The 15,647-nt window shown below is 34.8% G+C and carries 11 protein-coding genes; 3 read left to right on the top strand and 8 right to left on the bottom strand.

Annotated features, from left to right (window positions below; genetic code table 11):
* Positions 1-156 precede the first annotated feature (156 nt).
* Entirely contained in the window at positions 157-1,575 is a 1,419-nt protein-coding gene (nhaD, locus tag BS34_RS0111660; protein WP_029408681.1) for a sodium:proton antiporter NhaD, read from the bottom strand.
* Between the two features lie 75 nt (positions 1,576-1,650).
* On the opposite strand from nhaD, the gene nhaA reads away from it, so the two are divergent.
* Positions 1,651-3,021, top strand: coding sequence for a Na+/H+ antiporter NhaA (gene nhaA / locus BS34_RS0111655; protein WP_029408680.1), 1,371 nt, complete (start codon positions 1,651-1,653; stop codon positions 3,019-3,021).
* 102 nt (positions 3,022-3,123) lie between these two features.
* Here the strand turns inward: nhaA and BS34_RS12765 are convergent, their stop codons facing one another.
* The 3 genes from BS34_RS12765 to BS34_RS0111640 are packed head-to-tail and all read right to left on the bottom strand — an operon-like array spanning position 3,124 to position 6,644.
* Positions 3,124-4,905 carry an ATP-binding protein gene (locus BS34_RS12765; protein ID WP_051640880.1) on the bottom strand — a complete coding sequence of 594 codons (1,782 nt, stop codon included), beginning with the start codon at positions 4,903-4,905 and terminating at the stop codon, positions 3,124-3,126.
* On the bottom strand, positions 4,906-5,667 hold the full coding sequence (locus BS34_RS0111645) for an MlaA family lipoprotein (protein ID WP_029408678.1): 762 nt from the start codon (positions 5,665-5,667) through the stop codon (positions 4,906-4,908).
* A 59-nt stretch (positions 5,668-5,726) separates the two neighbouring features.
* A complete protein-coding gene (locus BS34_RS0111640; RefSeq protein ID WP_029408677.1) occupies positions 5,727-6,644 on the bottom strand; it encodes a hydrogen peroxide-inducible genes activator in 918 nt (305 codons plus the stop codon).
* 348 nt (positions 6,645-6,992) lie between these two features.
* Here BS34_RS0111640 and BS34_RS0111635 point away from each other — a divergent pair, with 348 nt between their 5' ends.
* Both BS34_RS0111635 and recQ read left to right on the top strand, forming a co-directional pair.
* Positions 6,993-7,604: a nitroreductase family protein gene (locus tag BS34_RS0111635; RefSeq protein WP_029408676.1), complete on the top strand. Its 612-nt coding sequence runs from the start codon at positions 6,993-6,995 to the stop codon at positions 7,602-7,604.
* Positions 7,605-7,720: 116 nt separating this feature from the next.
* Positions 7,721-9,517 (top strand): DNA helicase RecQ, encoded by a 1,797-nt coding sequence (gene recQ / locus BS34_RS0111630; protein WP_029408675.1) that lies wholly within the window; start codon positions 7,721-7,723, stop codon positions 9,515-9,517.
* A 359-nt stretch (positions 9,518-9,876) separates the two neighbouring features.
* Here the strand turns inward: recQ and BS34_RS0111625 are convergent, their stop codons facing one another.
* The 4 genes from BS34_RS0111625 to BS34_RS0111610 all read right to left on the bottom strand — a co-directional run bounded on the left by BS34_RS0111625 (position 9,877) and on the right by BS34_RS0111610 (position 15,413).
* A complete protein-coding gene (locus BS34_RS0111625; protein WP_029408674.1) occupies positions 9,877-10,215 on the bottom strand; it encodes a hypothetical protein in 339 nt (112 codons plus the stop codon).
* Positions 10,216-10,389: 174 nt separating this feature from the next.
* Positions 10,390-12,408, bottom strand: coding sequence for a methyl-accepting chemotaxis protein (locus BS34_RS0111620; RefSeq protein ID WP_029408673.1), 2,019 nt, complete (start codon positions 12,406-12,408; stop codon positions 10,390-10,392).
* A gap of 14 nt (positions 12,409-12,422) precedes the next feature.
* Complete coding sequence (locus BS34_RS0111615) at positions 12,423-13,478, bottom strand: cytochrome-c peroxidase (protein ID WP_029408672.1); 1,056 nt, start codon at positions 13,476-13,478, stop codon at positions 12,423-12,425.
* Between the two features lie 279 nt (positions 13,479-13,757).
* Positions 13,758-15,413 carry an acetolactate synthase large subunit gene (locus BS34_RS0111610; RefSeq protein ID WP_029408671.1) on the bottom strand — a complete coding sequence of 552 codons (1,656 nt, stop codon included), beginning with the start codon at positions 15,411-15,413 and terminating at the stop codon, positions 13,758-13,760.
* Positions 15,414-15,647 lie beyond the last annotated feature (234 nt).

Raw genomic sequence — 15,647 nt, 5'->3', positions numbered from 1 at the left:
GAAAAGCTTATTTAGCTAAGCTAAAACGTGATCAGCATTCTTAAATAATAGATTCCTTTGCAAAAGTTTGGATTTAATTAATTAAGTAAATAAAAAAGCAGTTAAGAGTTACCTCTTAACTGCTTTTTACATTTTTAAATAGAGTAAATTTAATTTTTAAAATAGCTGACTATTAATCATCATATGTACCCAAATACTAGCGATATAACCTAAAGCAATCGCAGGTGTCCATTTAAGGTGACTAAAGAAAGTGTATTGGCCTTTTGATTGTCCCATTAAGGCGACCCCAGCAGCCGAACCAACTGAAAGTAATGAACCCCCTACCCCAGCTGTTAATGTCACTAACAACCATTGTCCATCACTCATATCTGGATTCATCGTTAATACCGCAAACATCACCGGTATATTATCAACAATTGAAGAAAATACCCCTACAGCAATGTTGGCATTAGTTGCGCCCCATTGGGTATACATGACTTCAGAAGCTAATGATAAATATCCTAAGGTTCCCAAACCACCAACTGCCAAAATAACCCCAAAGAAGAACAGTAAGGTATCCCACTCTGAACGGGCAATTTTGTTAAATATATCGAATGTAACCGGTTGAAGTTTACCGTGAGTTTCCCCTTCACCCATACTGCTATATTCGTAAGAGACTTCACCGGTTTTCTTTAAGAAATAAGCAAAGAATTGTAAATAAGCCAGCCCCATCATCATGCCCAATACCGGTGGCATATGTAAGAAGTTGTGCATAGAAACCGCAGTCGTAATCGTAATAAAGAATAAGAAAACAATACGTTTAGCCCCACGTCGCATTGCAATGGTTTCATTTAATGCTTTTGGCGCCCCTTTTGGTAAGAAAAAGGTCATTAAAATAGCGGGTACAGCAAAGTTGACTAAAGCTGGTATAAACAGGTTAAAAAACTCATTGAAATGCAGCAATCCTTTTTGCCAAACCATTAGCGTTGTAATGTCACCAAATGGACTAAAGGCACCCCCCGCATTAGCGGCAACCACCACGTTTATAAACCCTAGGGTTACAAATTTAGGTGAATTTGCGCCAACCGCTAAAATGACGGCTCCCATTAGAAGCGCAGTGGTTAAGTTATCTGCAACAGGTGAAATAAAGAAAGCTAATAAACCAGTAATCCAAAAGAGTTGTTTATAAGTAAAACCTTTAGAAACTAGCCAACCACGCAAAGCACCAAATACTCGACGCTCTTCCATCGCATTGATGTAAGTCATTGCGGCTAATAAGAATAAAAAGAGCTCTGCAAACTCTAAAATATTATGGCGAACCGCTTCTTCCGCAACATTCGGCATATCATTTTGAATCATCACATAAGCAATTAGTGACCAAATTAAGCCCGCCGCTAAAATAACCGGTTTAGATTTTCTTAAATGCGTAAATTCTTCGGTCATGACTAATAGATAAGCCGCCACAAAAATACCAATGCTTAAATAGCCTGCCCAATGACCCGTTAAGTCCATTAAGTTTTCTGTTTCACTGGCGTACCCCAGGCTTGGTAATAACAAGCCCAGACTTAAGCCTAAAAACAATAAAACGTTTTTCATTTTTAACCCTTTCTATTGAAAATATTCCCTGTATTATAATGGTTTGAGACTATTGAAATAAAAAGAATTAATAACATGAAACCATTACCAAAATATAAAATTCTCGCTCCCTGGGAACGTATGTTTAATAAGGTCGCGACGCCTTTTGAACATTTCTTACATCAACAAACCACAACAGGTTTAGTGTTAATGCTAATGACCGTGGTTGCGCTTATTTTAGCCAACTCGCCTTTAGCTGAAACCTATGCTCATATTTTCCATACTCATTTAACCGTGAGTGTGGGAAGTTTTAGTATTGATCACTCTCTTCACCATTGGATAAATGATGGCTTGATGGCTTTATTCTTTTTTGTGATTGGTTTAGAGATTAAGCGTGAAGTATTAAGTGGTGAATTATCTGAACCTAAAAATGCAATGTTACCGATTTTTGCGGCAATTGGCGGTGTGGCCGTGCCCGCTCTTATTTATTACTACATCAACTTTGGATTACCAAGTGAAAATGGTTGGGGAATCCCTATGGCAACCGATATTGCTTTTGCCATTAGTGCGTTGGTTTTATTAGGACGACGCGTTCCGGTTGCTTTAGTGACTTTTTTAGTGGCATTGGCAATTGTCGATGATTTAATGGCCGTGACGGTGATTGCCTTATTCTATACCGACCAAATTCATATGTTCTCGTTACTCATGGCCTTTGCTTTTTTTGGTATTTTAATTGCCTTTAATCGTTTTGGTATTCATCAGCCATTGCCCTATTTTATTATCGGCGGGATTATGTGGATATTTATGTTGGAATCGGGTGTTCACGCAACCATTGCCGGTATCTTAACGGCGCTGGCTATTCCTCATAAACCTAAATTTGATCCACAATTTTTTGACCAACATATGGGTAAGCTCACGGATAAATTTAAACAATATCCCGTGGGGGAAAATCATGAATTACATGATCAACAAAAAGCCGTACTTCATCACATGGAAGATACCGTTCACGCTGTACAGGCCCCACTTAATCGTTTAGAACATGATTTTCATTTACCGGTGAGTTTAATCGTTATTCCCCTATTTGCCTTAGCTAATGCAGGTATCGCCCTTCACTTTAATGGTATGCAAGCTATGTTATTTGAACCGGTTACTATGGGGGTTATGGCAGGCCTGGTCATTGGTAAAGTGGTTGGCATTAGCGGTTTTGCCTTAATCGCGATTAAACTTGGATTAGCACGTATGCCTAAAAATACCACCATGAGTCAAATCTTTGGGGTCTCATTTTTAGGGGGCATTGGTTTTACTATGTCTATCTTTATCGCTGAACTGGCTTGGTATGGTTCTGAAGGTGGATTAGAGATGCTTTTACAAGCTAAAACAGGGATTTTATTTGCGTCTCTATTTGCAGGTTTAATTGGATTTATTTGGTTACGTTTTATAGCCAAACCCATCCATTCTATTGATTAAATAAACTGAGACCTTAGCAATATAAAATACTTAAAAACCCGCATTTGCGGGTTTTTTATTGTTTTAAATTAACCAAAACTACCAGGCCTGGTAGTTATTGATTTAATCGTTAATCACTTTATCTAAGGTTTGATAGAGTAGTTTGATATTAACAGGCTTTGGTAAATATTCATTGAAACCTTCAGCTAAAAAACGGGCTTTATCGTCCTTTAAAGCATTGGCAGTGACCGCAATAATAGGGATAGGTTGACGGTTATTTAACAACTCTATTTTACGAATTTCATGAGTCGCTTCTATACCTGACATATTAGGCATATTTTCATCCATTAAAATCACTGAAAACTCGCTATTTTTAAAAGCTTGAACCGCTTCAAGACCATCTTTAGCAATCTCATAAGTGAGACCAAATTTATTCAAATACGCAATCATTAATTTTTGATTTAACAGTACATCTTCAACCAACAAAATATGGCCATTTATAGGTTTAAATTCTGTTATATTTTTTTGAGCCAACTCAGGCTTAATATTAGTCGTTTGATCAACCGGTGCTGGTATGGTAAAAAAGAATTTACTGCCTTTATTTTCAACCGATTCAACTTCAAGTTTTCCACCCATTTTTTTTACTAACATTGATGAAATAGATAACCCTAAACCTATACCACCAAATTTACGAGTTGTTGACGAGTCGACTTGGTAAAAAGACTCAAATATTTCTTGTTGTTTTTCTTTAGAAATTCCAATCCCTTCATCATAAACAGCAACCGATAATTTACCGGTTTTTTGGTTGTAGCTGGCTTGCAGGATCACATTGACATTTTCTAATGAAAATTTAATGGCATTGGAGACTAAATTACTAATAATTTGAGTCAGTCTAAATTCATCACCTATAATTTTGTTAGGAAGACTTTCCTTACAACTAAATTCTAATTGAATATTTTTTTGATTCGCTTCATCTTCAAAAATTTGTAGGGTGTTTTTAAATAAAGGTGTTGGATTAAAAGAATTTTTTACTATTTTTAATTGATTACATTCAATTTTACTGAAATCTAAAATATTGTTAATAATATGTAATAAATTTTCACTTGAATAAATAACAGAATCAAAATAACTGATTCTTTTAGAGTCTACTTCATTCTCTTTTAAAAGATGAATAAAACCTAAAATAGCGTTCATTGGCGTACGAATTTCATGTGACATATTCGCTAAAAATTGACTTTTTAACTCACTTGTTTGTAAAGCATGATTTTTTTCTATTTCAAGGTTTTTAATTAATACTTTATTTTCATGAATTAATTTTACATTCTCAGCAATATTAGAACTAAACACATTCCCATTTTTAAACATAAACAAAATAAAAAATAAGATCATCATTGAAAAATAGAGATTTTCTATTCCACCGACAAATAAAAATATCAAAAACGTTGGAAATAAAGAGGTAATTAAAAAGCTAAAAAATAGTTTTTTAATAGAGATGAGTGATGCTGTACTTCCTGCTACTATTCCAGCTATAGCAATTGCTAAATAAGAATTTGTTTGAATATTTTGTTCATTAATAAATAAAACAGCAGCGCTACCCCAACCTATTCCTGTTAAAACAACAATAATATAAATTGCCATTTCATATTCTGATTTATAAATACCTTGTTTTATCTTTTTATAAAGATACTTCCCAACAAAAAATCGTATTGTAGAAATAACGGTCATAAAGAAAAACCATCCATAGACCAGCGCACTGTCCATAAAATGGTTAAAAATTAAGGTTATTAAAAGCGCAACACCAAAATTACCCAAACTACTACTCAGGGTATTTTCTAAAACTAACAATAACTGTTGTTTTTGAAGGGTTTCTTGAAACGAATTATTTTTAGTCTCTAAAGTATTCATTTATTCAAAATCAAAATCATCTAAGTTGTTTTGAGGGGGATTACCATCATAAATAAGATTAGTGCGATACTGTAAGTAGCTCTCTCGACTAAAGACATAAGGGTCAGGTTGATTTTTCATATCTTCTAGTAATTTCACAACTTTGGTGTAACTAATAAATTTATCTCCCATATATATCAACACTCTACCAGAAGAATCTGTATCTTCTAAAACGGTTCTATAAATAGGATCTGCAGCACTATCACCTAAACCACCGACTAATTCTCGTGTGGTATAAGAGCCTACAATTGGTAAAACTAAATAGTTACTTTCATTCCAAACACCCCATTGATATAAAGTTTGTCCAAAATCTTCTTGTTTAGCTTCTAAGCCAGCAGGTTCGGCAATATCAAGTAATCCAAATAACCCAAAAGTACTGTTAATTGTAAATCGCATAATTTCAGAAAGACCCTCTTCTGGTTTGCCTTGCAAAAAACAGTTAAGTGCTGATAGCGGTGTTTTTAAATTACCAAAAACATTACTAATTCCTGTTCTAGCAGGTTGGGGCAATATCCCGTTATATACATCTGCAATAGGTCTACCTAGGGTATCGTTAAACCCCATATTAAAATCAAACATCACTCGGTTAAATGATTCATAGGGATCTTCTGAATTCATTACTTCCGGTGCTTTTTTGGGAACCTCTGCTTGGGTATTACTCCAAGCATTTAAACTGAAAAGGCTGATTAATAATAGAGTTTTTATTTGTAGGTTATATTTCATTTTATTTTTTACTTGAGATTATTTAGTTTTTAAAAGTTTAATCTATTTAAGAAAAAGTACTAAGAAAAAGTACAAGGAATTTTAATTTCTTCAATTGCCTGTTTAAATAATTCTAAAGCCTGCATTCTTGAAAACGTCTTACGCCATGCAAGAGCAACCGTTCTTTTTGGTACAGGGGATTTTATTGGCTTTATTGTAAAAAGCTCCTCATCGCGTTCTGAGAGCGATGTGCATGGAAATATAGATATACCTGCACCCGAAGAAACCATATAACGAATAGTTTCTAATGAACTGCCTTCAAATGTTTTTTGTAAATGGCTATTTTGATTATTAATATTAATTAAATTAGGAAAAGCCTCTACCACTTGATCTCTAAAACAATGGCCTGAACCTAATAATAAAACGGTTTCATCTTTTAAATTCTCTAAATCAACGGCTTTATTACTTTTAGCTAAAGAACTGTTATTAGGGACAACGGCACTAAAAGTTTCTTCATAGAGAGGGTAAGTTTCAATATTAGGTTCGTTAAAAGGCAAAGAGAGAATCACAATATCTAATTCACCCGATTTTAATTGATTCGCTAAAACATGCGTATAGTTTTCATCAATAACCAAAGGAATATTGGGTGCTATTTTATGAAAACTAGGTATTAATTTAGGAAGTAAATAGGGCGCAATAGTATAAATGGCTCCAATTTTTAATTCTGTTGTTAAATCACCTTGGGCTTCTTTAGCAATTTGTTTAATGTCATTACTGCGTTCTAAAATCTCTTCAGCAATGCTAATAATTTTTTTTCCTATTGGGGTAATTAATACATCTTGTTTACGTCTTTCAAATAGGGTGATGCCTAATTCATCTTCTAACTTTTTAATTGCCACACTTAAAGTTGGTTGACTCACAAAACAGAGTTCAGAAGCTTTTCTAAAATGTTTTTCTTTGGCGACTGCAACAATATATTTAAGTTCATTTAATGTCATAGAAAGATCTTTTATAAAGTCATTTTTTTTGAATATAGTGGATAATTGGCTATGAAGTCGTTATCTAAGTAAAGTATATATTTTTTATATATATAACTTCTTTTTATTCTTATTAGAGCAGAGATTTATGTAGATAAGTTGAATTTTAATGATTTTATCAATTAGTTAGTTTGTGATTAAGTTGTGGGTATAGTTTCTGATAAAGTATGTGTGTAAGTGTGCGTGAATTGTGGATAAAATTTAACATTGTCTATTTATTGATAGTTATCCACAAATATAAATAAGTTATCCATAAGGCTTATCTTAAATTTACAACCTCATTGAAACGCAAAGCAAAGGTCTCTATTAATGCAATCCACACCAATTAATACTCATTCTTTATTAAAATTAATTAAAGAAAGAAGAACATGTTACCAATTTTTAGACTCAAAAATTCATCCAATTGACTCTATTGAATTGCAGAATTGTTTGCAAGCCGCTATTTGGGCACCTAATCATAAATTAACTCAGCCTTGGCGTTTTTATATAGCAGGCGAAAATCTTAAAAATCAATTAGCTGAAGTTTACGCGGATAATCGAGCAAAGAAAAAAACGCAAAGTGATCCAAGTTGTTACCAATCTTTTTATGAAAAAGCTCTTCAAAAATTTAGAGCAATCCCTCAAGTGATTTTAGTTGGCCAGGTAATTGTAGAAGACCCTATTGTGCGTCAAGAAGATTACGCTGCTTGTGCTTGTGCTATTCAAAACTTTCATTTAATGGCTTGGCAACAAAATATGGGTATGCAATGGAGTACAGGACCGATTATTAACGATTCTAGAACTTATAAATTGTTAAATATAGAACCAGAAAATATTCAATTAATTGGTGCACTGTATTTAGGAAAAATTGAAGAAAATTGTCAGCCTAAAATCCCCCCTAAACGTAAACCTATAGAAGAAGTGACAATCTATTTTGAGTAATTTTTTTATGATTCTACCAGGCCTGGTAAACTCTATTCATTGCTTGATTAAAGTCGTTAAATACTCTATTTTAACGGCACTTTTACAACGCTAATTAAATAATCCCCCGAGAATAAATGAAAACTGCATTAGATGTTTTACAAACCGTTTATGGTTACGACTCTTTTAGAAGCCAGCAACAAGAGATTATTGAAGATTTAATCTCTGGCCAAGACTGTTTTGTTTTAATGCCTACAGGAGGCGGTAAATCACTTTGTTATCAAATTCCGGCTTTATTAAGAGCAGGCACAGCCATTGTGGTTTCCCCGTTAATTGCTTTAATGCAAGATCAAGTTTCAGCCCTACAAGCTAACGGTGTGGCGGCTGCTTATTACAACTCTAGTTTAGATGCTCAATCGGCAGAAGCGGTTTTATCTCAACTGCATTCTGGTGAATTAGATTTGTTATATGTTTCTCCTGAACGTTTGCTTAATCAAAGTTTTATTCAACGTTTACAAAGTATGCCTATTGCGTTGTTTGCGATTGATGAAGCTCATTGTATTTCGCAGTGGGGCCATGATTTTAGACCTGAATATCGTCAAATGGGTGCTTTAAGAGAGAAGTTTAAACAAGTGCCTTTTATTGCACTTACTGCTACTGCAGATAGAGCTACTCGCCAAGATATTATTGATAAGCTTCAGTTTCATCAACCTAAGGTACATGTTAGTAGTTTTGATCGTCCTAATATTCGTTATAGAGTATTAGAAAAAAACAATCCAATGAAACAATTATTGGGGTTTTTAGAGACTCAACCGAATGTCAGCGGAATTATCTATGCGTTAAGTCGTAAACGGGTTGAAGAAGTTGCAGAAAAACTGAAAGATGAAGGTTATAACGCTAAAGCATATCACGCTGGCTTACCTACAGAAATTAGAAAAACTGTGCATCAACAATTTATTCGAGATGAAGTGGATATTGTTGTTGCCACGGTTGCTTTTGGAATGGGGATAGATAAACCCAATGTTCGTTTTGTGGTGCATTATGATTTACCCAAAAATATAGAAGGTTATTACCAAGAAACAGGCCGAGCAGGGCGTGATGGTTTGCCTTCAGAAGCGTTACTGTTATTTGGAATGCAAGATGTGGCTACCGCTAAACATTTTGTTGAAAATGTCACGGATGAAGAACAACGTCGTTTAGAGAATTTTAAACTCTCTAGTATGGTTGATTTTGCGGAAGCGCAAACTTGCCGACGAAATGTATTACTTAATTATTTTTCAGAACCGAGTCATAAGGCTTGCGGAAATTGTGATATTTGTTTAGATCCTCCCACCTTATTTGATGGCAAAGAAGCCGCCCAAAAAGCGTTATCTTGTATTTACCGATTACAGCAAGGGTTTGGTGCTAAACACCTCATTGATGTGTTACGTGGAATGGATAATGAACGTATCCGTAATTTGAATCATCATCAATTAAGTACTTATGGTGTGGGTAAAGAGTATTCAGCGCAAGAATGGTCAAGTATTTTGCGTCAATTAATTCATTTAGGGTATATCTATCAAGATATTCAAAATTATTCGGTATTAAAGCTTACAGAGCTCTCTGGTGATGTTTTAAAAGGTAAAACTGAGATTCAGTTAGCGTTTCCTAAAAAGTCGCTGAGTAAAGTTACCAGGCCTGGTAAGCGTAGTTCTTCAAAAGAGACTTTATTAGATAAAGACAGAGATTGTTTTGAAGAGTTGAGAATTTTACGCAAAGAGATTGCTGAAAGTGAAGATAAACCCGCTTATCAAATTTTTGGTGATGCTACTTTAGTTGAAATGGCTCAAAAAAGACCGCAAACAGATGCAGATTTATTAGCCATTAATGGGGTTGGTGAAAAGAAATTAGAAAATTATGGCTTTGAATTTTTAGCTGCTTTAAGGGTAATGTAAATAAAAAAAGAGTAAAAACTCAAATTAAATCAGACAGTACAGTGATTGAGAAGCCTTTTAAATATTAAGCCTTTGCCTTAAATTTTGTCACTCAGGCTTCCCGTTACTTTTTGCAATTTGGCAAAAAGTAACCAAAAAACAAACCCCGCTCCATAAATGGGCAAGTTCTAAGCTTGTGAACTGAAAACGCTGAACTCGCTTCGCTCAAACAGCAGCGTTTTTTTACCGTTCACTTCACTAAGAACCTTGCACCATTTATTACAAGGGGAGTTAAGGCGTTTGTCCAAGCTTCAATCTTCAACATCACAAAAGTGGTAAATAACTCAAATCTGATAATCAATTTATTACAAATAAAGTGCTTAAAAATTAATTAACTCTTCGTCTTCAATAATTGAAGTGTTGTTAGAGATGTTACGAATACTTTTCTTAAAAAGAATTTTATTTTGAACCGGATCGGGTAAATCTGTAAATAACATAAGATTCTTATCAATTAAAATATCAATTAAATCTTCAATGACTCGAACCATATCTAAATCGAGTTGATTTAGCACTTTTTGAATGATTTCATCACCGTTGGGTTGTTGCTCAATATATTGTTTTAATTTGGGATCATGTAAACTAATTTCTTCTAAATTGGTTCCTGGTGAAAATTGAATATTTTGAATATCACCCTGGTTATCACGTTCTATATAAATCATAGAAATTCCTTTAGATTATTAGATTAGACTCGATTAGTTTAAAATTGCAAAATTATAATGATACAAACAAAAAATACTCTAACTTACCAGGCCTGGTAACTTGGTAAGGTAGAGTATTTTAAATTACATGATTGTTTTAATCTATTTGTAGTTATTTAAAAGCTTTGTTTAAGTTTATAACTTAAATGAGCGAACAACACTATCTAATTCTTGAGAAGCTTCAACCATTAAATTCATTTGATGAACAGTATTGTTAATCATTTGAGTATTCTGTTTACTGATATTTTCAGCTTCAGAAACCGCTTGGGTGATATTTTGCGCACTGTGGCTTTGATCAATACTTGCTTCATTAATTGATTTTACAGCAGATTGTAAATCTTCTACTTTGTGTTTGATATTATCCAATGATTGGTTCACATTATTAACTAAATTTACCCCAGTTTGAACCTTTTTATTAGAGTCTTCAATTAAGCTAGAAATGTCTTTAGCCGCATCAGCTGACTTACCAGCTAAGTTACGAACCTCTCCGGCAACAACAGCAAAGCCTCGACCTTGTTCACCTGCACGAGCTGCTTCAACGGCCGCATTAAGTGCGAGTAAGTTTGTTTGAAACGCAATACTATCAATAAGGTTAATAATATCTACAATACTTTCTGAAGAGTGTTTAATGTCATCCATTGCACTCACCATATCGGTCATTACCGACATACCTTCATTTAATACTACAACTTGTTCACTCGTAATTTGTTCAGCATGTTGAGTATTTTGAGTATTTGATTTAATTTTGTCAGAGGTATCATCAACCGCTTGCATTGTTAAAATCAGTGTTTCTGATTGACGATTTGTGCTTTGAGCAACATTATCTGAATCTGAACGTACTTCTGTAATTTTTTGCTGAATTCCAGAAGATACCGAAGAGACTTGAGAAATAAGTTTAGCTAGGTTTTCAATAGAACCATTAATGGCATTTTTAACTAAGCCTAATTCACCACTATATTGACCATTAATTTTACGACTTAAATCTCCATTAGATAATTTATCAGAAACCTCACCAATTTCTTTCATACTAGCTTGCAGTGTATCTAAAGCACTATGAACACTATTACGGAGGTTAGCTAAATCACCTTGAAATAAAGTTTCTTCTAGACGTTCAGCAAAATGACCTTGTGCGACTTTTTCCATTAATTGATTAATTTGTTCAATGGCTGCAACCAGTTTGGTGTTATTTTCTTCTGATTCTTTTTGGTGAGCCGCAACTTTAATTTGCGCCTCTTTAACTTCTTCAACTTGTTTATCAGCTAACCGCTTTTGTTGATCGAGTTCAGAAAGTTTTATTTCTAAATCAGCACTTGCTTCAGCTGCTGCTTTATTACTACGTTGAACATTAATAACAAGTACACCAACTATCACTAAAAGCGCTACAACAAGACCAATTAATACATTAGTTAGCATTAACGTTAAGGCATTGGTTTTTTGATAGGCTTCTGAATAAGTTTTACTAGCCGTTTCAATTGAATTTTCTACTTTAGATTCACTAATTTCTTTAAGAATTTTAGTTACTAAATTATGGTATTCCAAAATAATAGAAATATGAGTTTTTAAATTAATTAGGTTAGGCTTACTAATTGCGGTTGTATATTTAGCAACAGTTTTAAAGGTTTGTAATATTTGTTGTTCTGAAACGTTACTGCTACCTGATTGATAAAGCATAATCTGTTTTTCTAAAAAAGACAGTAATTGCTTCATATGCATGGTAGTTTCTTTAACTCTGTACTCATTAATCAAAATAGGTAAATACATTTTAGAGTTATTTAGTAATGAATTTACTCGCATAAACTCAATGGCCAAGCCATCTAGTTCTTCAATATTATTAATAATAGCGTCAACTTCAGGTTTAAGTTTTGATATAGCGTCGCTATCTAAATATTCAGGATAAAATTGCATTGCATTAGCTGTACGCTTTAACACAACTAAGTTAGATTGCATAAAATCGTAATGCGCTACCGTTCCTTGAGCAGCTTTAAAAGCATTTTCACTCATTCGTAAATAGTGGTTTTCTAGCTTAGAAAACGCTTCTTGATATTTTTCATGATGAGTTGTGTTAATAGAAGGTTTAATTAAAATAACCGTTCCTACAGCAAACATAATGACTGCAATAAGGAGCATGATAATTTTTTGTGATAACTGTTGCATATTTTCTCTCCCGCTTATTCGCCGTCTTTAGGTGCTGGTAATGGTTTAACATCTAAAGTACCGGTTAAGGCGGTAAGGAAACTAGCTATCTTGGTACGGTCTTCATCAGGAATTTGACGGCCTAACTGATTTAATCCCATTACATTAATTGCTTCATCCAATGTTTTGGCTCCAGCATTGTGAAAATAGGGTGCGGTTAGCTCAATGTTTCTTAAAGTAGGTACTTTAAAAACATTTTTATGCGCTGCTTTTTTGGTAATGTTATAGAGACCTTTATCAACCGTTGTTTCATCTTTATCTGAAAAATAGGCTTTTAAGGCACCAAATTTTTGCATCATATTAGAACCAAAGTTAACCCCTTGATGACAGGCAACACAACCATAAGATTGAAACAGCTTGTAACCGGCTTTTTGGCTAGTCGTTAAAGCGTTATCGTCCCCATGCAAATATGCATCTATGGGTGCAGGAGTAATTAAGCTACGCTCAAATTCAGCAATAGCATCAGTGATAGTAAATTTGGTAATACCTTCTTGAGGATAAATTTCTTTAAACCATTGTTGGTATTTATTAACGGCTTGAATTCTTGGAACGACATTTTCCCATTTAGCACCCATTTCAATTGGGTTTGCTACAGGGCCTTCAGCTTGATTACGTAAGTTACGAGCTCGACCATCCCAAAATTGTTTAAAGTTAAAACCACTATTTAATACCGTCGGTGCATTAATAGGACCTTTTTGTCCATCAATACCTAGAGCAACCGGCATATTGTCATCGCCACCGATAGATAAGCCATGACAACTGGCGCACATTAATTTTCCGTTACCAGAAAGGCGAGTATCGTGATAGAGACGATTACCTAAGGTTACTTTTTTTGTATTTAGATGAAGATCTTCGAGTTTTGGAAGCGGCTGATTATATTTGGTTCGTGAATTTTCTACTGCATTACTTAAAATAGTAGGTTCATAAGCCGTTTTTTCGAAGTTAAGTTGACTCGTATCTTGTTGGTTACAACCCACTAAACTTAAAGTTATCAGGCCTGGTAGTAAATAATTAAATAGACGACGTTTCATAAAATTATCCTAAACGATTAAAAATCATTATTTATTAGAGACCTTTGCACGAGAGTATGTACGAGTAAAAATGGTTAAAATTCACCCGATTTTTGTTGTACCCCAAGGGCACTTCCGTTGGGCGACAACTTGCGAATAGCTAGCTATTCCCTGCGTTTTCCGCCGCAATCAGGCAAATTTTACCTCATTTTTCTTTCGCACCTATCTCGTGCAAAGGCCTCTATTAGAGACTTTTTCAAGGTCTCTATTCTCTATTTACTAATTAGGTAAAGCTCTTATTTATGCATTAATTTCCGACAATACATTACCAAGTAGTTCTGTTAAACGATCATTTTCAGAGTAATTAACAGGACAGTCAATAACCGTGACTGTTGGTGTTTTTAATGCTGTTTGTAATACCGGTAAAAGTTCAGCAGCTTTTTCAATTCTAACCCCTTTAGCCCCAAATGATTCTGCATAATCCACAAAGTTTGGATTTTTAAAATCAATATAGGCTGAGCGACCAAAACGGCGTTTTTGCTTCCATTCTATTAAACCATATTGGCTGTCATTCCAAATAAGAATAACAATAGGGGTGTTGGATCTTAATGCGGTCTCAATTTCTTGAGAATTCATCATGAATCCTGCATCACCTGTTACCGCAACCACGCCTTTTTCTGGATAAGCGAGTTTTGCCGCAATTGCACCTGGTACAGCAATACCCATACCAGCAAAGCCATTTGAGATAATACAGGTATTGGGTTCATCGCAACGAAACATACGTGCCATCCACATCTTGTGGGCACCTACATCACTTATCGCAATATCTTCTGATTGCATGGCAGTTCGTAAATCCCAAATTATTTTTTGCGGTAGCATTGGCCAAGCATCACTTTTACGGCAACGATTCATCTCTTTAATCATGGCATCGCGTAAATAAAAGTCTATTTGACTACTGTTTATAGGGTTAGAAAGGGTGTCACTTAAGGCATCCCCTAAAGCAGATAGGTTAGGGCCAATATTGCCGATGAGTTCTATTTCTGGAATATAGCGGTTATCTACTTCTGCTTTTTTGGTATCAATATGAATAATTGTGTGTTGTCCATTTGGGTTCCAAAGATGAGGGTGATATTCAACCATATCAAAACCAACACAGATAATTAAATCGGCTTTAGCAAAGCCAGCATTTTCATAGTCACCTTTTTGCAGTCCAGCGGTTCCCATTGCCATATCCGAGTAAAAAGGAATAATTCCTTTAGCCATAAAGGTATTCACTACTGGAATTTTATGGGTTTCAACAAAGTTTTCTATATGGCTTCCTGCCCGTGAACGTACCGCTCCATTACCAACTAATATAAGTGGATATTTAGCTTTTTTTACCAGTTCTGCAGCTTGTTTGATTAGGCTACGGTCAGCAAAAGTTAAACGATTGGTGCTGGTGGGTAGCGGGGCTTCATCCGTATGCATTTCAGTAATATTTTCGGGTAAATCAATAAAAGTTGCACCGGGTTTTTCAGCTTGGGCTAATTTAAAGGCTTTACGCACTACTTCAGGAATGGTTTCAGGTTCTAAAACTTGAGTGGAGTATTTGGTAATAGGTTTAAACATACTCACTAAATCCACTACCTGATGAGATTCTTTGTGAAGACGAGTAGTTGCAGCCTGACCGGCAATGGCGACTAAAGGAGCATTATCCATATTGGCATCAGCAACACCGGTAACTAAATTTGTGGCGCCTGGCCCTAAGGTAGAAAGACAAACGCCAGGTTTTCCAGTTAAACGCCCATAAACGTCGGCCATATAAGCCGCGCCTTGTTCATGGCGAGTGGTAATAAAATCTATTTCGGAATCAAGCAGGGCATCCATAATATCTAGGTTTTCTTCACCGGGAATACCAAAAATGTATTCAACGTTTTCATTTTCAAGGCATTTAACAAATAGATTAGCCGCTTTCATTGCTTGCTCGCTTTTTTAAGGTAGATTGCCCATCATTTTAGTAAAAACTAAATAAGAGGGTCTGTTTTTAATATTGAGACCTTTGCACGAGAATATGCACGAGTAAAAATGGGTAAAATTTCCCCAATTTTTGTTGAAAAACTTGCGAATAGCTAGCTATTCCCTTCGTTTTCCGCCGCAATCAGGTAAATTTTTCCTCATTTTTCTTTCGCACCTATCTCGTGCAAAGGTCTC

Origin of the sequence: Thiomicrorhabdus sp. Milos-T2 (assembly GCF_000702325.1) — a bacterium.
GTDB lineage: Bacteria > Pseudomonadota > Gammaproteobacteria > Thiomicrospirales > Thiomicrospiraceae > Thiomicrorhabdus.
Note: the sequence above shows the minus strand (reverse complement) of the source record. Positions and strands in the feature narration are given on the sequence as shown.